The sequence below is a fragment of the Mucilaginibacter sp. L196 genome, from assembly GCF_009765905.1.
Taxonomy (GTDB): domain Bacteria; phylum Bacteroidota; class Bacteroidia; order Sphingobacteriales; family Sphingobacteriaceae; genus Mucilaginibacter.
Genome location: NZ_LMUO01000009.1, coordinates 904,223 through 924,254 on the forward strand (window position 1 = coordinate 904,223; position 20,032 = coordinate 924,254).

The window sequence follows — 20,032 nt, forward strand, 5'->3', positions numbered from 1 at the left end:
TTCTCAATGGATATAATAGCCCGCATTAAACCACTTTATGATGATCTGATAACCATAGGTTTTCCGGCTTTGATGGAAGATAATGAGTTTATTCGGATCGCCAACGACACCGGCTTTACCAATGAATATGCGGAATCTGTAAATGAAGTCACCGCCAAACAACAAACAAACTGGCTTGGGTTAATTGATGGGATTTCTTATCAGGATGTTTTGGCTGTTTTTTTAAACCGGCTTTACAGTGAAGATCCGACCCAGTTGCTAGATCTGTTGACACCGGCAATTTGTAAATGTATTGGCTTTACCTATTTTATCACCGCGATTAACGATTTAAAACGGGATCTCCAGCTTTTGGGAGCCAGCAAAGAACAGTTAGATAGTATCATGGCCTCGTGGAACGAGGTTTCCAAAAACTATTACAAAAAGGTTACAGTTTTAAAAAGTCTCCTTACGTCCAGGGCAACCGGTGGTGATGGAAACGAGGAATATTTCCAGGTTATCCGCAAAGACTTGTTGGCCCACCCGAAGCTAAAGGCGCTTGTCCCGGAATACATTCAAAAAAGCAATAACTTATATGAGTATTGGCAATTTATTAAACATCACCTGCCATCTTACGCAGAGCGTCGCTTTTTCATTAAAGAAACTTTTGAGGCCCTGGTTGAAGCTTCTTTGGAATTAAACGGTCATTCGCCACATGAAACCCATGTCAATGAGGTTGTCCAAACCGTTAACGAGCGATATATTTCGGAAACTTGGAATAAGGCTTTGCAGCGGATGCAGGACGATCCCGAAGCGGCTATCACCTCTGCAAGGGCATTAGTTGAAGTTGTTTGCAAGCATATTCTTGACTCGCAAAACCAGGTTTATGATGATGGTCTGGAACTACCAAAATTGTATAAACAAGCGGCAGGCATATTAAATCTTGCGCCTGATCAGCACACTGAAGCCGTATTTAAACAAATACTTGGCGGCTGTCAAACGGTGGTTGAAGGGCTTGGCGCGCTTAGAAATAAATTGGGAGATGCTCATGGGAAAAGCAAAAACAAAGTGAAGCCCTCGGCGCGGCATGCGGCACTGGCCGTGAACCTTGCCGGATCTATGTGCAGTTTCTTGTTACAGACTTACGACTTTTCACAGGAATCGAGACCCGAAACAAAATGATGCGCAGGAATTTAAAACAGGCTATGGAAAATTACGACGACGATGATGTTGAACGCTGCTTTAATTGGTTTAGATCTTTTATGTCCCCCAGTGAATGGCTAGAACGCCGTGCTAAAATTGAGAATTATATAGAGCACGCCATCATGGTGGGTTATGGCATTGACAAAGCTGAGGCGCCAACATTATCAGTGAGTTTCAATGAAGATAAGATCGGCTGGTATATGTATTTAATGGATACCTGTATGAACGCTGCCTCGTGCTATGAACCGGTTGCGGGGGCAAGGTTATTTTCAATCTTTAAAAGGCTGGGCGAATGTTTTACTGAATTGAGCGCAATAAAAGGTGTCAACAAAAAAGTCAGACGATTGATCAAAAATGACCCGACCGAGGCTGATGCCGTATTGTTTGAGTTGTTGGTTGCCTTGGTATGGGTTAGAAATGGATACACCGTGAGTTTCATCCCCGAGTTAAAGCATACCAGGCAGCCGGATATTAAAGCTATTAAAGATGGCAAAGAATGGTTTATCGAATGTAAGCGCTTATCTAAATCACCTGATTATTCTGCCCGTGAAAAAGCGAAATGGTTAAAAATGCTTTCCTATATCAGGAATTTGCTAATGGAAAGGGATATGGTTTTAGATGTTACCATCCATAAAGAACTGGAAAAACTGCCTGATACATTTCTATTTGACCAACTCTTCGAAAAATTAAAATTAGTCACAACGCCAGGTTGGGTTGTGACCAATAGCTTGTTAAGTTGTCAGGTTTGGTTTGTAGATTATCAGGCCGTTAACAAGCACTTGGAGGACTTTTCGGTGCGGTCGCCCTCTCCACAATTAAATAAACTGATTGCCGGCAAGTTAGACGATAACAAGGGGTTTTCTTCCGGGACTATGGCGCAGGTATTCCGATTAGGCCCTGGCATCGGCAATAATATTTTTACAGACCAGGTTGGTAAAGCATTTGGCGCGTTTTGGAGTTGTGACGCACCTAAAGCTACAGATAAGAAAGCCAGGGATATTAAGCAGCACCTGGAAAAAGCCCTTTCCCAATTGCCAATGGACGAACATTCTGTAGTACATGTGGGCATTGAAACCTACGATGGTTTGGATGTAGAAGTAGAACGGTTTAAAAAAATCAATCATACCGTAAACGGCATGGAGATAAAAAACCAAAACCTCACCTGGATCTATGTACACTTTTTTCAATCTTATGCCCCACCAGATCAAAGCTGGGTATTTGATGAATCGTTGGTTCGCTTTAATAATACTTTGCTGAACGTACCGGAACCGCTTAAACACACATCTTTAATTATTCCTTTTGATAAAACAGAAGAAAACAACATGCATTGGTTTAAACCACAGCCATTGTAGTACTTGCTCATCAACATTCCTAAAGTAGGGCACCTATTTGGTCATAGACACACACAAAGCAAGAAAGTTGAACGGTATTACCGCTCAACTTTCTTATGAGAGAGTGGGGATTCGAAGATGGGATTTAATGATCCATTTTGCAATAAAAATTTATTATTATCAGATGTTTTACGAAAATGTCTTACAAATTTTTCGTATTGATCATGATTCACAAATTGAGAATCCAACATTTAATAGCGCTGAATATCATGCGGTACCAATAGCAACTATAGTAAACAAATACGTTCCAACTGGTATAAAGCAAATTTTTACAAAATCTTAAACTCCAAGGTTGCATAACAAGCTGAATTCGCTCAGACTGCATTAAAATACATTACAAATTGGAAAGACCTTTTCAGTCGAACTACAGCAACCTGCGTAAAAACTATACTTGTTTATTGCCAGTAATAATACAAATAGGTTGTCGATTAAAAAGCTCACTTATACGTTTAAGCTCTCTATTTTTAAGAATTTTCAAATTTAGAGTCAGCATCATAAAATTCATGAACACATGATAGTTTTTCTCGATATATCATACAGGTCTGCCTAAAGTCCTCACCATAAGGACAACGTTCAACCTTAAGGTGAGACACATAATAAAACTGAATGTATTTTTGTGGGTCTGGATTTAAAGGTTTGTTTTCTGGATCACCAGTGTAAAATAACCCTACGACATTGATTTGTTCAACATTATCTTCGGAAAAGAATGCTGATTCTTTCTCCAGTAGGCGGTCAACAGTATGCCCATTATTAACCACGTCAGTAATAATTAAGATTTTTTTAAATTTTCCCTCATTCTTAACTGAAAGCTTTTTTTCGTAGTCCTCGTGGTCATTGTAACGGTAAGAATAAGGCAAAAATGAGTATGGCTTATCTAATCTAAGAGCGGCGTAACTCGCTAAGATATTCCCCTCAATGCCAAGTCCGATTATAAAATCCGCCTCGAGAGCGTTTTTTGCAACCACGTCCATAATTGCTTTTTGCGCGAGAAATACATGATCACGTTCAGATAGCAGCATTGGAACATCTATCCAATTGTGTGCCTTGGAAGAGTCGTTCCAATGAAAATGCCCCCACTTAAATAGGTCAAGATCTTTGACAATTTTAAATAGTTTATCGTGGTATTCGCTTTCTTTAAAACTCAACTGTAAAGTTGATCCTGCTTCATTACCAGTGCTTAATTCCTCTGACTGAAGTTGAGCGTCATCTTTACTAGTTGAAGTTACGGGAGATCGTTGAATTATATCAGAAGTCTCCAAAGTTTTTTGTTCTAAGGCTGGTTTACGAAGTTCAATTATTATTAATTGCTCGTATTGATTGTTTATCTCTACCACAGACCAGTTACCAAATGGGTATGACTGGTGAGATCCGTCGCTAATGCATTGATAACGATTATGCTTTAGAGAAAGTATACTGTCTTTTGATTCGATCTCATAGACTTTAAAGTTAGGATGTGTATTTCTTTCGCCAAACGATCCGACAGCAATTTCTACCATTTGGTTGGCCGTTCTGCTCACAGAAATATGTTCATTACCATAAATGACTACCTTAAATTCATTTTCTTCAAGAATACGAAGAAACCCTATTTTGTTATCTGAATCCCACTGTCCATCTGGATCTTTTTCAAACTCACCTACTAGATTATGATGAAAAATTGCGATTTTAGAATATTCTTTATAGCCAGGCAATAATGCGTTTAGTTCAGTTTTCAATTGATCCGTGTCAATATATCCCCTGGCGGCTTGAGCCCCGACTTTGTAATTGGAATTCATTCCTATCAATAAAAGTTTTTCATCTTCAAAAGCCATAATTTCAGTTATCGCAGATTCAAATGAAAAGTCTCTTTCTAAAAAAGATTTATAGAAATCTGAAAAAAAACTATATTTTTCTTTGTTAAATTCAAATGAAAATGCGTCTCTTCCTGCTTGTTGAGCGGCATAGGCTGCGTTAATCCTGTTGACATCATGATCGCCGGGGATAATCATTATATTTTTTTTCTCGATTTTAAGTTCGATTGTGATCCGTTCTAAAAATATTTTGGCGCTATTGTATTCGTTACTCAATGAACGGTCTGCGATGTCACCGGTGACGATTAAAAATATCTGCCGATCCGGGAAGGCTTTTTGTACATAACGAACAAATTCATCTGCATAATTTCTCAGCTGGATCGTGTCATCTGCAGTCGTCAACCAAGAGCCGGCTTGATCAATAGTTTGACCCTCTTTTAATTGTGTTACGTGCAGATCTGATAAATGAAGAATTATTTTGTCGGCCATATTAATCAAGCGCAGTTAAAATTTTAAAATCAATTGGATTGTGACCTTTAGATATTTCATAAACGCTTACTGCGTCTTTTGGCTGGTGTTCCGGGATTAGTGTGTTAACCTTAATAATTGATGCATTTCCGATATATCGTCCACCAGAGTAATTTATAATATTTTGACATATCCGTAATTCTGTGCCTAAACATATCATATCTGATACAACCAGATAACGGGCGTCAGATTTTATTTTGCTTCCTATATTTGTATAAACCTTGTTTACTGGTCCTATATGATCCATTGATAACAAGTTCCATTTGAGAAAACTGGATAATATGGATGCAATGTATGCACCGTTCAAATTTTGGCAGAATAGTATAGGCTTAACAGCGTGTTCCGCCCATTCGCGCTTAAGATTAATAGTTGTGGCTAGCCGATAGACTACATAAAGGAAGAAATGAGGATCTTCAACAATAATACTTTTAATATCTACAAATTTTGGAATGTAAATCGGAGAATTACTACGATAACCGTCTTCTGTTTTTGTTTCAATCACACTTTTCTGTAAACGGGCAACAAAGGCATCTTCAAATAAAGCGTCTAAGTTTTCCAGTTGGATTTGCTCTTTAGCATCTGTAAGGTAAAAAGCAGCGTAGGCATCTCCTGATATTTCATTATGATCGTATAAGTCGATATTTAATTTCTTTACAATAAAATCTGAAATATTAGTGAAAATCAATTTTTGAACCCGCTTTTTTAATTCAATTACCCATTTTTGCTGGTTTGATTGTATGTCCTTTATTTTGCTAAAATCGATCACTAAGCTAAAAGGTTGCGGTTGATTTTTGACAAATTCGGCTATATTCAACAATGTCTCCCTAGTCAACTCAACCCCTAGTATCCCTTGACTAATATGAGTGTTAGGATCGCCTTTATCAGCTAAAAAAGTACCTGTATATGATTGCTCTGCGTGAGCCATCACATATATGATATCTTGTTTACGTATTGCTGATATAACCATTTTTAATTATTTTGAATAGGTATTTCAGTTTCAATGTGTACTCCGTTAAATTTTGTTTCTAAAAGACGAAGCGCAGAATAGCGGACGTCCTCTGTATATTTCTTAAATATATTATGAGCTAGTTTGATAATTGAGGTGCGTGCATTTTGTGAGATAGGAATCATTCGGTTGGTAAACTCCAATTCCTGAATGCGGCCGAGGTTAAAAGTGTTGTGTAAATGGGTTATTTCATTCCTAATTATTTGAAGTTCATTAAGTTCCTCCATCATTCTTGCAGAAACAATTATTTGTACACTTTCGCAATGCAGCCTAAAATATCCTTGACAATTGACCACGATGTTAAGCATAAGGTCGAAAAGCCCCTGCCTTTCTTTGAGCATACTGTAATAGAAAGTTTCAAAAATTGATAGAATACATATTTGAATTTGTTCAGAGACTTTTATCCCTGTTTTTCCAGTTAATTCCTTAACAATGCTATATGGCTCATAATAAGCACTTGCTTCTTTGTTTTTTATTGTTGCTTGTAGCCCAATACCATTGTCCGCAATGGAACATATTGTTTTATAGGGACTGTTAAACATCATTACATATGCATCGGATCCGGAATGGTATAAACCGTTTGTTATAAGCTCAGAAAGAATATCAACTTGATTATTTTTGGCATTTTCAGATACGCCCATCTCACTTAATAAGCTATAAAAATGTTCTACAACTACAAAAGAAAAATGTTCAATCAAAAAATCGCGTTTGGCTTCTTCTCCCTTAATATGATTAACATCAATTACGCCAGTATCATTCATAGAATAAATTCTAACTTTATGATCTGATCTCCAATCTTGTTTGTTTGTTAGTGCACCAATTTTAGTTTGATCGAATTGAAATATGCGTTTTCCAATTGGAAATGTAGGATTTGTATTATTGCCAATAATATATAAAAAATCAGATCTTAAAAGCAATCGAATAACATCGTTATCCGTAAAATCATTTTCAATGTCTAGAAAAATACTTTGTTTGTGATAATTTTTTAAATAGACACCTAAAGCAATTAACAATGGCAATACCGAGGGTTCTAGTTTTAAATTTCTGTCAATGACGAAATATGGTGGTTCACCTTTATACCTTGAACGATAAAAAATAGTCAGCTCAGGCAAAAACTCCGTATAAAATCGAAAAGAGGTAAATGCCCCTCCGTTTTTTAATGTTAATCTTATGGCGTTATCTAAGGACAATGATATATTGATAAGTTGAGGTATAAAGTAATAAATATACAAATAAACTCTAGATCATGAGAAATTTCAGATTAACTTACAGAAATATTAAGCCACCATATATAATAGTGGATAATTAAGGAAGCATGTTTTCGCATTGCGAAAACGGGTTGCCAGGAAATCCGAAGCCGATTTGTTCACTTAGTTACAGCAAATTTTGAAATAATAAATTGTTGGTGCCGTGTGTAAATAAGAATGCATTTATTATTCAATGTTCGCATCCTTGAAACAATCTTTTGATACCATTCAAATGCCGAGAATTGGCATGGTATCAGCGCGGTAAACATGCTGGAAATTTCAGTCTAATAGCCCATACTGGTCAAATCTCGAACTGTTTTTTAGATGATTAAAAAAGACCGCTTTTAAACAAGTCTCAGGTACTGATGGGGCTTATATAAAAGCATCGCAACGGATGAGCAAAAAGAGGTTTATCTACTGCTGAAGATATTTAGTTTATATTCAAGAGTGCTTGCCGGAATATAAAGTCAACGATGAACAAATATCTGCATCGCTGGCGGAAGTGTTAGAGTATTTCCATCTAAAGGAGAAATTTAGAGGAGAATTCGATGCTAAATATATAATGTTAAGACATTGGGTAAATGGATGTGAAGAAAATAGTCAAAACTTGTTTACAAGCAAAAACAACAGCCGACAGTTATTAAAATCTATGGACAGCTGATTCACTATCTAACATTTCTTAAACTACATTATCTAAATAATACTGATTACGCTACAGTAATTATTGAAAAAAATAAACCTCTGTATAAAAAATTACACGAAGGTTTTTCAACCTAATAGATTAAAGCGATTAAAAACTATGCTATTTGTCTATTACCATTTTTAAGGTTAACGTTTGCGTGTTTTGTACATCTCTTGATACAGATAGGTCAGGCGTAAATTCACCTATGGGGCCTGTAAATTCCACACTACCATTTTGGTCTACGGAAAAAGCGATGTTAACCGTTAGGTCTTTTTCTACTTTATCGTCTGCATTATTAATATAAACATCTATAAATTGTTTTGCAGCCTGAACAATCATATCTGCTATACCATCTGAAGGAGGTGTGCTACCCGGGGCAATTTTATGTTTTGCAACCAGTTTCGCCTGCCGATCCACAGATGTCCTTTGGGCAAGGTCTAAAAGATTTCCGGCAATCGTAGATGATGGGGTAATCATCAAAGAATAAGTTAGTGTATTGTCCTTTTTTTTGGTATAAGAATAACCAACTTTGAAAATCAATAAACTCAGGTAATCCTGGTTTAGAAAGGTTACCGTATTATCAAAAGCCACATCCGCCTCCGTGATTTCTATAGTATGGGGAGCATTTTTTCCTGATAGATCGCTTATCGTTTTCCGCGCAGCCTCAAAGTCACTGAAAATAGTAGCGAAAACAGGTTTAACAGGGATCTGCGCTATTATCTTAGGTGGTTGAGGTTTAAAAATAGCGCATGATCCAAAGCAAAGAATTAAGGTAAAAGCGGATATAAATTGAATTAAAGTTTTCATCTTTTATGAAGTAAGGTTGAAAATAATATTAATATTTAAATGCATCTGAGAATGAATAGGCTTCCTGAAAGCAACCACTTTGTACCAAAGCGTAGGTTACCCAAAAAAATCCATGGTCTCCACCAGATACTCCCCATTGGTTCTGCGCTTTGAACATGCCTTTTGTATCATCATATCCGATAATTGCTACACAATGACCGCCCCTGGCAGTGCCGCCATTCGTTGTCCATATTCCACCATTCGCCCACATAGTATCAAAGGCCTGCGTAACGTTAAATGCGACTATCACCGGAGTCTTACTCCAGATACTTATTTTCATTGCATTTACATCCGTGGGAGCGAGCGCAAACCAGCCGGCTACAATTTTAGTATGTGCTTCGGCGCGTTGATTAGAATTTGGCTGGGTATTACAGTCCCCATCAACGTAAGGCATACTTCCTATTGAACAATCACCCTGGCTTGCGATTAGATTTAAAGCGTCCTTGACATACGAGCCTGCGGCACAATTGCCTTGTTTAATCTGGTTATAAATATAACTTGGGCTAAGTTCATTTGATGAGTTATAAATAGTTGTTGGATATACCCACAGCGAACTGATCGTTGAATAGCCAACACCCCATCCGACGCAAGCCCCTTCACTTCCCTGATCTCCTACAGGGGGAGAAGTGATCGTCATTACTGGTGGCAATGGTGCCAGTAATTTTTTAAGCCCTACAGCAGATAAGTTAAGATGCGGTAAGGCGGCATATTCCTGACTGGTTAAAAGTAATGCGCCTAAAGCGTGTTGAGCGAATGAATTATTTGCTATGATTAAGCTAAATAATATGAATATGATTTTTTTCATGACATTGGTGAATAAGGTTATAAGGTTCTGAATTATAGTTAAATATAAATATTATTTGAAATAAAAGTAAATTTTTCAGCCTTTATTGTAGGTTTGATCATTTGTCGCCAGATCTGGATGGAACAGGCAGAGGAAAGGAGTGAATAAGGATCGCGTCTATCTTAAGGATGATATTTACACCGCATAATTTATATAAGACATTTGTATAAATTATGCCGCCGAATATTGGTGTAAATATTTTAAGGTGACTAAAATTTATGTGGAATTATTGGACTTCCGCATCTTTAAAAGATGTCTTTTAACTTCCATGTCAAATTTAAAGCCTCCATCCATCCGGAACCGGAAAAATGGTCAAGTATAGTTAGCATCTTATTAAAATTATCATCTTTATTCAAAATGCTTCTATAATCCGCAAAAACCCGTTCGGTTAATTTGATTGTTTCCGTCATGGTGGTATAATCATAGGTGAAATTATTGGAAGCCGCACAGGAAACCGTATCGTTTGCTAAAGAAAGTACGTAGGAAGGCTCAAATGGTAAAACGAAATTTAGTAATTGCATCATATAGTAGCCAGAATGAGCAACCATAAAACCTTGTTGTAAATTTTTTGAGCTATCAATAATTTGGGTTATAAGCAGTCTGATTTTTTTATAGTAAGCGATCTTTTTATTGGTATCTATCAGGTTTCCCCGATTTTCACCACGACCATTAGTGATGCTAAAGTACATCTGCTGGATGAAAAAATCTATTGTTTCCAGCTCATCATTTACCGTAGGGTCTTTAAGAGATTTTGTTTCCACTGATGAAAAAGTTAACGCCAGCAGGTCTTTGAGCAAAGTGGAGACCTCCGGGAAATAGATAGCCCGAAATTCCGAAGCTTTGTTATGCGGGTCGATAATTTCAAAACATTCTATTAGTATTTGCCTGCAAATTGATTTAACATGCATATTTTCATAGAGCAATTTTTGTGCTTTCTCACTCTTGAATTTTATAAATAGGCGTAGCAGAAGACTGACATAAATATGGTCAAGGTCGTCATTTGTTTCATTTTCTCTGATTTTCTGACTGGCAAATCCAACAGCTTCCTCTGCCAGCTCCAGATCGGCTGACAAAATATTATCATAGTTAAATGACGTTAGCAAGCCCTGATAGCAAAGTGCATCGGTTTCAATTTTTAACCTTGCATGTACAATAGGCCAGAATATTTCATGATCAGCATGCCAGATGTAAATTAAACTGCCCCTGATCGCTTTCAACCGAACATTTTGTGTCGGGTCCGAGATCAATTCCACCAGCTTATTTTTTAACCGATCGGATTTTTTTAGGATCATTAAATTAATGATAACGCTGGTAGAAAATGTTCGTGGAGATGCGGAAAAAAATGTGCTTTCGTTTTTAAGATCTCCGTCTTCAGAAACGGTTAGATACGCAGGATCATCAATATATTGTAAAGCAGTTTCCTCCATTAATTTAATCAATGCTTTCTCGCCTTTATTTACCTTGTATGATATAACATTGAAGAATTTACTAATCTCGTCATCACAGTTAATATTTAGGGTAGCATTGAAGCCGGAACGATTTTTTAGTTCTATTAATTCTTCGGCGATTGGTACATACGGCGGATAAGGTGGCTTTACCTTCTTCGCTTTATTGGCGTATAAATGCGGCTCATTAAATTCTGAAAGTTTAATGATCAGGTTGTAGGCCGTAACTTCCTGCGGTACATCGGTTGAAACACCGGCTCGGATCATTAATTCCTCCGGCCTGGCTGAATAGCCATGTGATATGCTGTAATCGTAAGGGGGCTTATTTACAACCCTCCCATGCTGATTAAGTAACTGTTTCGACTGCTCAAGCAAAGCCTCTCCTTCAGGGATACAGCTTAAAACCTGGACTTTGATTTTCGCCAGATCGTTTTCATCCTGGTATCCCGTAAGTGGCCTGGCTAAAATAGTGCGTTCAATATTTTCTTTTTGGAAGGCGTTAAAATGGCTCCAGCCGGCTTTTAAAAGCTCGCCGGCGTTATAAAGCGTATAATCGCTGCAATAAATACCCACAGAATTAAGCAACTCAAAAGCAGTTTCATGAAAAATGTCTATCCGCTTTTCCAGAAATCGCGTTAGCCTTACCCATAAAATGGTTGATTTGGCATTGGCAATATAAATTTTCAAGAGGTTTAAGATTTCCTCCTTTTTCCCGTCTTCGATAAGCTGGTGGAAATAAGCGAAAATGTTTTTTATATGTGCTAAAGTACCATAGTCTTTTTCGATATTGTAATCATAGACCGAATGATCATAGACCATCGTTGTTTGAATGTCTAACAGTTCAATAGGAAAGGTTTCTCTTTCCTTCCAATAGGTGTGTTTATTCAATAAAATAGCATCGACAATTCTTAATCCGGCTGCAATAGATGCTGCAGGGTTTGTACAAAGTAGTTGTTTGTACCTTCTTTCCAATTCGTGATGGACGCCATTAAAATCTTGTTTTCTATTGCTGCTTAAGGGCATGACCACGTTATTTCCGAGACTTGTTTGTTTCTTACTGTTCTCGTTAGTTTCGTAGATTGCTGTGTAGACCTGAAGAGCAAAATCGATATCCTTTGCTGCAATGTAGTTTATATTATTTGCCAGATGGTAAAAGAAATTAATTGGAAAATCTTCCTCTTTTAATATTTCAAGGATCTTTTTGATTGGCCGCTTATATTGTTTCTGATAGGTTAAGGTTTTGCAATAATTATTTATTCCCCAATGGAAGCCATTATTCTCCACATTTAATTTGATCTCCGGATTATTCCTGGAAATGATGACATAATCTAAATATCTGGAACAGGCAACGGCTAATTTGTTAAGTTGTACAGGAACATTTGCAAACCGTTTTATAGCATGTTCTATAAGATTACCTAAATCCCAAATTACGAATTGATGCAAATCTTTTGATGCCAATTCTATTAAAGCAACGTCCTGTTTTGTCAAATCCTCCGGCCTGATAAAACGAATGCTTTCCAGTATTTTTTTGGTAGTCATTGATCTTTCGTCAGGGTCAATGATGTTTTGAACCGGCTGAAAATCTGCGATTGAGCTAAATGAACTGCTAAATATATAATTGAGTATCGTTTGGTAAAATAATCGAAACACAGAAGAGTTTTCGTCTTTGATTTTAAAATAATGTTCCCAAAATAACTCACGTGAATGCCCCCAAAGGTTACTGTAAAAATAAATATAGCTGTTGCGAAATATAAAAGGATGACGTTTATTTATCCGGATAAATGAAATCATTTCATTTGGTGAGGGTGGCAAAACGTAAACATATAGGGCATATTCTAATAAAATATTATGGGAAAACCCGATATTTTGCCTGGTATAAGACGTTTCAGATAGTACGCCATCGCTCAATAGACTTTCGTAAACCTCCGTGTTATCCTTATTTAGTACATCAAACTTATTGCAGCTTAGTAGTTCCCTTCTCCCCAGCTCTTTCGTGAGTTGATTAAGCAATAATTCTTTTTCAGATTTATTTACGAACCTTTTCCAATAAAGGGCTAACAATTGCTCTTCCGTTGAAATGACTGAAAAGGGCAATTTCCCGGTACCTTGTATTAACTGATCAAAAAGTCTAAAAAAATAGGGGATATGAAGCAGTTTCTTTAGTGAGGGGTTACATCTGCCGTGGGCCTGGTTTAAGCGGTTGCTTTTTAAAAGGGTTATTTCGATCTCCCTATCGGTCAGTTCATCGATTTCTATATACCGGCAGGTAATTTCCCTGGTTAGATTAGCTTGTGGGAACAGATCAATTAGCTTTTGTGATTTTTGGGCATCATAAGTCCGGGTACTCACGCAAATATTCCATCCATCTTTTAATGTATCGATGGCGGTCTTGATATGTTTTAGGATAGCAAGCCGGACGTTTTCTTCTTTTGCGGTATCAAACGCGTCAAAGATCAGTAGGTTCCGATGTTTGTTACTCACAACTACCTTTTCCAATGATTGCAACCAATCGGAAATTGTACCAAGTTCAGTTGCTAATTCCTCTTTACTACCCTGGATCAGTTCATTTATCCGAATGATGAAACATGGTATTTTATGCTGGTTATATAATCGCTGTAACTCTTCAATGATAAAGCTCTTGCCAAAGCCGGGGCCTCCCGTAATTAAGCCATTATCTTTCTGCGTAAATGTGTATAGATCTGTTATGAGATCTGCCCTGTGAACGTAGAATTTATCTTTATTTAAGGGACTGATCTTTTGTTTCGGTTCAGCGATGCTCCTGGTTGTTGTGGAATTATCATAGCCCATTTCTGCCTTTAATATATCATAGATCGGTTGCAGTTTTAATGCTGTCTTCTTTTTATCTATAATTTCCTTTATTAAACGTGGAATATCAAATCCCTCATAGTTGGTCTCATTAACTGACCGGATTTTCAAAATACCAGTGTCAACACGTTTGGAGACAAATAGCAGAATGAAAGTGCAGTATTTTTTGCTGCTTGCATGTTTCTCTAAAAATTTGATAACCTTTTTATATTTTAATTGATGGGATAAGGTGGTAGTAACCTGGACGTGCAAATGATTTTTAGCATCGAAGAGATCAAATCCGTCCTGATTTATTTTTGCTTTTGCCAGTTCCCAGCCGAAAATCATATTTAGTAATTCGCAAAAGAAACTCTCCGCCTGGAAAGCATCGTTGGGCAAGGCACTGCTATTGGCATCCTGAATTTCCTCGGCCATTAGAAATAGCAATGTTCTTATATCGGAAATCAAACTTGTGGACCTCATTGGTTACGCTGCTTAAGATTTAGGGGAATAATGTAGTAATATTTTATTGGTAAAAACTAACAATATTCGAGCAAATATTTTTCTGGGTACCACATTGGAAAGTTCGCAGCGAGATTTCCGGGTGATGATCAAATATTTTTGGTGAAACAACAAAAATATCAAAATAACTATATATTTATATGCAAAACCTTAACACAGCATGCAGGAAGACGGAAGGGCTTACGAAAAGAACTGGCCCGATTTACCCATCAGGCACTTGATATTGGCGGACAATGATTTCATCGTTTTTTTAGACAATGAATATGACGTTGACTGGTCGACCACGGATGAATTTGACCAGCGGCCTCAAACCGAGGAGGAAAAAAAACAGTTAAATTATATCCTGAACGAAATGGCCCATGCCGAAAGTTATCCTTGTCATGATATCTCAAAACATATCATCATCAGTTTCAAACGACAGATCGGGGAATCACTTGTGCGCGCGTTTGAAAAAGACTTTGAGAACGCCAAGCTAATGATCAAGCATGCCCAGGAATTTATCATTAACAGGAATATCGAACAGTCGAGGTATATGTATCTTTATGCGAGCGCAGTCGCTGCTTTAGGGGCAGCTGTTACTGGCTTAATCCTATGGTTATTTCGTCCGTTCCTCATTGGGTTGACAGGTGACCCCCTGTTTTTTTGCCTGCTGTCTTTCCTAGCCGGGGTATTAGGCGCTTTTTTATCCGTTATACTCAGAATGGGTAAGACTAATCTCGATTTTAATGCCAGTAAACATTTACATTATATGGAAGCGGCGAGCCGGATTATGGCTGGTATGATTTCGGGGCTGCTTATCGCGCTATGCATTAAGACAGGGATTATCCTGCCAATCTTCAGTAAAATACAATCCACCCATTCGGCGATGATACTCGGAGGCCTGATTTCCGGCTGTAGCGAGCGATTAGCGCCATCTATTATTAAAAAATTTGACGGTTCAAAAGAAAAATGATCAGAAGAGCATTAATCATCTATTGCGATAATACGCAAAGCGGTGTTTTAGAGGGGACAATCGCCGATAACGAAAATTACCGGTGGTATTTACAAACGGACCTGGGTGGAGGATGGCATGACAGTGAAATTAAATCACTAAGAAATCCAACCGCATTAAAGATAAAAGAGGCAATAGCTAATTTTCTTAATGGAGCGGATTATACATTTATTATTTTCAGTGGTCATGGATGTACTGGAACAGAAACCGGCGCTCAGTATCTGGAGGTATCTGAAGGGGATATTCTACTCTTTGACTTAAAAACAAGTGCTAGAAGGCAAACTATTATTATGGATGCATGCCGGGGGTTTCATTCATTTAATAATGAGATATTAAAAGGCATCGACGAATCCTCCTTCCTTGGCTCGGGAGCTTCGACAAGAGAATTATTTGAGCAGGCTGTCATGAGCGCGGAAGCCGGTTGGAGCATACTTTTTTCTGCAGATGTCGACGAATCAGCCATAGATACGGCCCAAGGCGGCGGCTATCTGTTTTCACTGATAAAAGCAGCGGAGATCTGGTCGGAAGTAGACCGGCGAGATTTGGTATTACGCTTAAATATGGCACATGGATTTGCTAAACAATATTTATCCAATCATTTTTACACAACGCAAAATCCTATAATGATAGCCGAAAGGCGAAGACTATATTTTCCCTTTGGTGTAAAATTCGTTAGCATCCGTGGGTAATGATAATTAACAGGGGAGGAATATCCATTTCTCCAAGGAAACCTTTAAAATTAACCGCCAACTGCTTTACCTGTAACAACAACATAAAGCAGGTGGCGAAAAGGGCCCCGGTATGCCGGGGCCGCCGGGAATTTGCCCGGCTTTGCTATTACTACATAGCAAAAATCAGTTACGCTGGTTATTTCGCAGTTTTGCCCTCCTATAATCCTCAAAAGGTTTTCCCCGGTAACGCATTTCGGCTTTTCGTTTGGATCGCCTGTTGTAGCCCCAAACGAATATTGCCCATATCCCGAACGCTACGCCGAATGCGGGGAATGGATTTTTGCCGTTTAAAGCCCCTATTAATGCGCCCGTTGAAACAAGGCAGGTAATTATAAAATATAGTGCGTTTTTCATGGTTAGAATTTGTTTAGCATACGTTATCAAGCCACTTTTAAGGGTGTTGTCCTGAAATCTTTAAGGTTAAGAAAGAAGCCCCTGTTAAATATCATTCCCTCACGGAACATCTGCCAAAGTAACGATGCGCCGAGATTCGCCAATGAGGAGTTTATAAATAAGTCCTGTTTGGCAAGGGCATCCGCTAATGAACAGCTTGGCGTGTTGTCGGTACTTTCTGAGCTAATCAGCAGCTCTTTAAATTCATCAGTGACAAAAGGCAGGTTTTCTACTGTCTGATACTTTGTTGATAATGGCTGATTAATTTTACCAATGGTAGACAGTACAACCTGACCGCTATCCTTGCTGTTACCGAAGTCCATCCAGTAAAGCGGGCGGTTACGGTAATGAGCGCTTGTTTTGTTCTGTGTATGTAATATCTTACCTATCTCAAACCTTGCGCTTACCGTGTCCACGCAGGATATGGTAATGATGGCGGAAGCTGTATCTGCTTTGCCCTGATACTTACTATCATACTTTTCGGGAATTGCTTTCCAATTCGTGCCGAAAAAACGGTTGATGCGGTTAATGAAAACTACGGCTTTATACTGCCCTAATTCTGCTGAGGCAAACAGTTGCCTGCCTTGGTTTGCCCTTTCCACCTTATCATCATCAAATACTCTGACAGTGAGGCCGGGATGATTCAGGGCGATAAGGGAGTGGTTTATCCTTGCCAAAGCGGTCAATATCTGGCTACCTGTACCTCCTGCTCCAATCAGGTTTACGGTAACGGGGTTATAAGGCTGTAACAGCTCCTTTTCAATAATATGAACTGCTGTTTTTGGAGTTGGATTTTTCTTGATTTTCATTGCATCAGTTGTTTAAGGTTCATGCCATTGTTTACTAATACTTCCTGCGGGAAGTTCTTGCCAGTCCCGGCCTGTCCCTGCCATAACTGTACGATATTCACTTTAGAGTTGCTGTGCCCACCGATGGAGTGGCTGAAATAACTACCGAAGAAATAGCTTTCCCATTGCGCCATAAAATCTTCCAAAGCGGTATTGCGGTCAATGTTAATGGTTACTGTTCCCATGCATACAGTGCCATTGTTGGACGTATTGAAATAGGGCGCATGGCACAATACGGTCTTTTCGGTAGGTTTTGCTTTGCCTTTTATGGCAAATACCTGTATGCTTTCTTTAGTCGCTTTCCATACCATTCCCGGTATCTTGGCTTTGCCTGATGGGATGGTTAAGCTGTCTATAAAGAATAAGTTAACCTCCTGCGGTGGGGTGTACCATATCGCATGACCATTGTTTTGCGGGTTGATATACAATACTTTGTTTGGCATAATGCCCCTGCTTTTCAAATAGCCGCCTTTGATTTCTTGGGTACTTTGCAATAACTCGCTCAGACCGAGCATTTCTTTCACCGACAGGGGGTGCGCATTAATGGGCTTACCCTGCTTGCCAATATCAAAACTCTCCACATAGATTTGTGGTTCTGTATCGTTTTGATATTGGTTGGTGTGATTGTCTTCTTCCACACATTTGTACATCAACAACGCTTTATATGGCACGTATTGCTGATTAAACTCCCTGCTCACGTTCTTCATTGTCATAATCATTTAAAAGCTGGCTTAACCTTTTTATCAGGTCAAACAGGCGGGTTTCAAAATCAAATCCGGTATTTTTTTCGGTGGGTATGTGGTCGAATTTTTGCAGGGCAACAGGTTCATCCATGACCGTCATTTCCTGAAAACGGTTATTGATTACTTCGTCTAAGGTGTCGATAATGCTATCCCTGCCACTCCAATAGAAACTGATATATTCCTCTGCACCGATACGTTCCTCTTCTTCGGGATGAAAAAGGTCGGGGTGGATATTATCAAACACCGAGGTGTTGGGATATTGCCTGTAAAGCTGTAAAAACTCTAATGCCAGTAGTTCCCATTCCAATTCCCATTTATCGGTATGGCGGTAATTCAGGATAACCGTTTCCATTTGCGCTAACCAATGAGGGTGAATTAATTGGCGGTAGATATGCGTACCCGCATTTCTCAAGGTGTACAGATCGTCCAACTGTTCATCCTGATATTCCTGTTCATTATCTTCCTCGCCATAGGTATCATTGATCCACTGTTCTATCATTTCATAGTGACCGTTCAAGCAACTATCGTCCTCGGTATAGAAAGGTATTTTGACAACCTGATGTAGATAAGCAAAAATCACCAGTACTAATTCTGCAATAGTTTGTTGCTGACTGCATTGCGCCCATCGCCAATAGGGTCTTACCGGGATGAAATATAAGGTTGTCCCGGTGTCCATGCAGCTAACGGTTGCTAGGGTCGAGTTATGCTGTGCATCCTGTCCAATGATACAGTCCAGATTTTTATGTGCTTTCTTGATTTGCCCGTTGGCCATTTCCCATGACTTATAGATGTTCTGCGGAAAGGCATAGGCGGACACATCAGGCAAGGCCAAGTCAAAATACCCGCAGAGGTTGGAAAGAGAGTTAAAAAACTCCCTTTCCACGCCATTCCTGTCACCATTGTAAGCCCAAAACGGCTTAAACTGGTGGTTTAGAAAACCATTGCCACCAATCCGTTCGGTGCGCTCCTTAACGGGTTTCGCTGAACCTCGCCTGCATCGGGCAGACGGTCGAGTTTTGCTACGTAGCTGCCGAATAATTGCTGTATTTTCCATTGGTCGGTTTCCTTAGTGATTTTTACGGTTCTGTTTTTTTGCGTTTTCATATTACCCTTTCGTTCCCATTGTCGTTTCAAAGCGGTATCTCACCTCATCATCCCTGATTTCCGGCCCGATAATTTTGGCTGTGGTCAGAATAGGGTAGGTATTGGAATAGAAATTCAAAACCGCTTCGGTGCTGTAATCCTTACCGGGGTCGGCTAAACGGACTTCCTGCCCGTTTTCCTTATGCAGGAATATCCTGCTCAATGTGTTGACTATCATTTTAATAATGGTTTAGGTTAAAACTCCTTTTTCAATTCATCGTACATCGCTTTTCGCTTGTTCAGGTCGGCCAGTTTGCGGGTGATTTCTTCGGATTTTTCGGGATAATCATCGGTTGTCGGCATAAGTGCGATAGCTTCCTCATATTTGCATTGCTGATTGAGTTCGCTTACCTGTTTCATTAAAGCATCATAGGCTTGCTTCCTTTCCTCTTTTTTTAACTTATCGTCAAGGGGCTGTGTGAAAAGCGTTTCTGTTTCATTATTTTCATCCACATCGTCCGCATTATCCTTATCGGTTGTCTCTGTCGTTTTAGTTTTGCCGTTTTTGGTCTTTTTATCCTGTTCGATTTTCGACTGTTCTTTCGCCTTATCCAAGCCTTTTTGATAGTCATTCATATTGGAGAATAGCACGTTGGTCGCCATTACGGGCGAGGCAATGGCATTAAAAAATCCCTCGTCCAACTCTGTGGCTAATCCTTTTAACAGCATTGGCGGGACTGCTTTCCCTGCCATGTCGCTTAATTTATCATTAGCTAAAAAGACCGCTACAGCTAATTCACCATTTTCCTGTTTACCAATGGTGAGGTTGAGGTTACCTATAAATGGATATTCCGCTGAAATTGACCAGAGATTCATAGGTAAAGGGTAAAGTGATTCCGCTGGAAATTGACCAGGCATTCCGGGGCAAACTGACCACCTATTCCGGGTCAAATTGACCAGT

16 protein-coding genes are annotated in these 20,032 nt (G+C 38.8%); 4 read left to right on the forward strand and 12 right to left on the reverse strand.

The genetic code is table 11. The annotated features are described in order from the left end of the window. Positions 1-6 precede the first annotated feature (6 nt). Both GSQ74_RS07415 and GSQ74_RS07420 read left to right on the forward strand, forming a co-directional pair. Complete coding sequence (locus GSQ74_RS07415) at positions 7-1,158, forward strand: abortive infection family protein (RefSeq protein WP_216846691.1); 1,152 nt, start codon at positions 7-9, stop codon at positions 1,156-1,158. Positions 1,159-1,181: 23 nt separating this feature from the next. Beyond that, complete coding sequence (locus GSQ74_RS07420) at positions 1,182-2,531, forward strand: hypothetical protein (RefSeq protein ID WP_158991695.1); 1,350 nt, start codon at positions 1,182-1,184, stop codon at positions 2,529-2,531. Between the two features lie 503 nt (positions 2,532-3,034). Here GSQ74_RS07420 and GSQ74_RS07430 read toward each other — a convergent pair. The 6 genes from GSQ74_RS07430 to GSQ74_RS07455 form a co-directional block, all read right to left on the reverse strand. Beyond that, entirely contained in the window at positions 3,035-4,846 is a 1,812-nt protein-coding gene (locus GSQ74_RS07430) for a metallophosphoesterase (protein ID WP_158991699.1), read from the reverse strand. 1 nt (position 4,847) lies between these two features. Then, on the reverse strand, positions 4,848-5,852 hold the full coding sequence (locus GSQ74_RS07435) for a hypothetical protein (protein ID WP_158991701.1): 1,005 nt from the start codon (positions 5,850-5,852) through the stop codon (positions 4,848-4,850). 2 nt (positions 5,853-5,854) lie between these two features. Then, entirely contained in the window at positions 5,855-7,081 is a 1,227-nt protein-coding gene (locus GSQ74_RS07440) for a hypothetical protein (RefSeq protein ID WP_158991703.1), read from the reverse strand. Between the two features lie 859 nt (positions 7,082-7,940). After that, entirely contained in the window at positions 7,941-8,627 is a 687-nt protein-coding gene (locus GSQ74_RS07445; protein ID WP_158991705.1) for a hypothetical protein, read from the reverse strand. 28 nt (positions 8,628-8,655) lie between these two features. Continuing rightward, positions 8,656-9,471: a C1 family peptidase gene (locus tag GSQ74_RS07450; protein WP_158991707.1), complete on the reverse strand. Its 816-nt coding sequence runs from the start codon at positions 9,469-9,471 to the stop codon at positions 8,656-8,658. A gap of 284 nt (positions 9,472-9,755) precedes the next feature. Then, a complete protein-coding gene (locus GSQ74_RS07455) occupies positions 9,756-14,243 on the reverse strand; it encodes an SMEK domain-containing protein (RefSeq protein ID WP_256366284.1) in 4,488 nt (1,495 codons plus the stop codon). 199 nt (positions 14,244-14,442) lie between these two features. Here GSQ74_RS07455 and GSQ74_RS07460 point away from each other — a divergent pair, with 199 nt between their 5' ends. Together GSQ74_RS07460 and GSQ74_RS07465 are read left to right on the forward strand one after the other, a co-directional pair. Then, positions 14,443-15,234: a hypothetical protein gene (locus GSQ74_RS07460; RefSeq protein WP_158991711.1), complete on the forward strand. Its 792-nt coding sequence runs from the start codon at positions 14,443-14,445 to the stop codon at positions 15,232-15,234. Beyond that, complete coding sequence (locus GSQ74_RS07465; RefSeq protein ID WP_158991713.1) at positions 15,231-15,962, forward strand: caspase family protein; 732 nt, start codon at positions 15,231-15,233, stop codon at positions 15,960-15,962. The genes GSQ74_RS07460 and GSQ74_RS07465 overlap by 4 nt, the downstream gene beginning before the upstream one ends. 165 nt (positions 15,963-16,127) lie before the next feature. On the opposite strand, the gene GSQ74_RS07470 is transcribed toward GSQ74_RS07465, so the two are convergent. Genes GSQ74_RS07470 through GSQ74_RS07495 form a run of 6 tightly spaced genes read right to left on the reverse strand, consistent with a single transcriptional unit; the run spans position 16,128 to position 19,947 of the window. Next, positions 16,128-16,358: a hypothetical protein gene (locus tag GSQ74_RS07470; protein ID WP_158991715.1), complete on the reverse strand. Its 231-nt coding sequence runs from the start codon at positions 16,356-16,358 to the stop codon at positions 16,128-16,130. A gap of 26 nt (positions 16,359-16,384) precedes the next feature. Then, positions 16,385-17,206: a PRTRC system ThiF family protein gene (locus GSQ74_RS07475; protein WP_158991717.1), complete on the reverse strand. Its 822-nt coding sequence runs from the start codon at positions 17,204-17,206 to the stop codon at positions 16,385-16,387. Then, positions 17,203-17,952, reverse strand: coding sequence for a PRTRC system protein B (locus GSQ74_RS07480; protein WP_158991719.1), 750 nt, complete (start codon positions 17,950-17,952; stop codon positions 17,203-17,205). The genes GSQ74_RS07475 and GSQ74_RS07480 overlap by 4 nt, the downstream gene beginning before the upstream one ends. Further along, entirely contained in the window at positions 17,927-19,042 is a 1,116-nt protein-coding gene (locus tag GSQ74_RS07485) for a hypothetical protein (protein ID WP_158991721.1), read from the reverse strand. The genes GSQ74_RS07480 and GSQ74_RS07485 overlap by 26 nt, the downstream gene beginning before the upstream one ends. Before the next feature lie 51 nt (positions 19,043-19,093). Continuing rightward, a complete protein-coding gene (locus GSQ74_RS07490) occupies positions 19,094-19,309 on the reverse strand; it encodes a PRTRC system protein C (protein ID WP_158991723.1) in 216 nt (71 codons plus the stop codon). A gap of 17 nt (positions 19,310-19,326) precedes the next feature. Beyond that, on the reverse strand, positions 19,327-19,947 hold the full coding sequence (locus tag GSQ74_RS07495; protein ID WP_158991725.1) for a hypothetical protein: 621 nt from the start codon (positions 19,945-19,947) through the stop codon (positions 19,327-19,329). Positions 19,948-20,032: the final 85 nt, after the last annotated feature.

Excerpts from the sequence above, each read along its gene's own strand:
- GSQ74_RS07415 (WP_216846691.1), top strand. The coding sequence starts at position 7 with ATGGATATAATAGCCCGCATTAAACCACTTTATGATGATCTGATAACC.
- GSQ74_RS07420 (WP_158991695.1), top strand. The coding sequence starts at position 1,182 with ATGGAAAATTACGACGACGATGATGTTGAACGCTGCTTTAATTGGTTT.
- GSQ74_RS07430 (WP_158991699.1), bottom strand. The coding sequence starts at position 4,846 with ATGGCCGACAAAATAATTCTTCATTTATCAGATCTGCACGTAACACAA.
- GSQ74_RS07435 (WP_158991701.1), bottom strand. The coding sequence starts at position 5,852 with ATGGTTATATCAGCAATACGTAAACAAGATATCATATATGTGATGGCT.
- GSQ74_RS07445 (WP_158991705.1), bottom strand. The coding sequence starts at position 8,627 with ATGAAAACTTTAATTCAATTTATATCCGCTTTTACCTTAATTCTTTGC.
- GSQ74_RS07450 (WP_158991707.1), bottom strand. The coding sequence starts at position 9,471 with ATGAAAAAAATCATATTCATATTATTTAGCTTAATCATAGCAAATAAT.
- GSQ74_RS07455 (WP_256366284.1), bottom strand. The coding sequence starts at position 14,243 with ATGAGGTCCACAAGTTTGATTTCCGATATAAGAACATTGCTATTTCTA.
- GSQ74_RS07460 (WP_158991711.1), top strand. The coding sequence starts at position 14,443 with ATGCAGGAAGACGGAAGGGCTTACGAAAAGAACTGGCCCGATTTACCC.
- GSQ74_RS07465 (WP_158991713.1), top strand. The coding sequence starts at position 15,231 with ATGATCAGAAGAGCATTAATCATCTATTGCGATAATACGCAAAGCGGT.
- GSQ74_RS07470 (WP_158991715.1), bottom strand. The coding sequence starts at position 16,358 with ATGAAAAACGCACTATATTTTATAATTACCTGCCTTGTTTCAACGGGC.
- GSQ74_RS07475 (WP_158991717.1), bottom strand. The coding sequence starts at position 17,206 with ATGAAAATCAAGAAAAATCCAACTCCAAAAACAGCAGTTCATATTATT.
- GSQ74_RS07480 (WP_158991719.1), bottom strand. The coding sequence starts at position 17,952 with ATGAAGAACGTGAGCAGGGAGTTTAATCAGCAATACGTGCCATATAAA.
- GSQ74_RS07485 (WP_158991721.1), bottom strand. The coding sequence starts at position 19,042 with ATGGAAAATACAGCAATTATTCGGCAGCTACGTAGCAAAACTCGACCG.
- GSQ74_RS07490 (WP_158991723.1), bottom strand. The coding sequence starts at position 19,309 with ATGATAGTCAACACATTGAGCAGGATATTCCTGCATAAGGAAAACGGG.
- GSQ74_RS07495 (WP_158991725.1), bottom strand. The coding sequence starts at position 19,947 with ATGAATCTCTGGTCAATTTCAGCGGAATATCCATTTATAGGTAACCTC.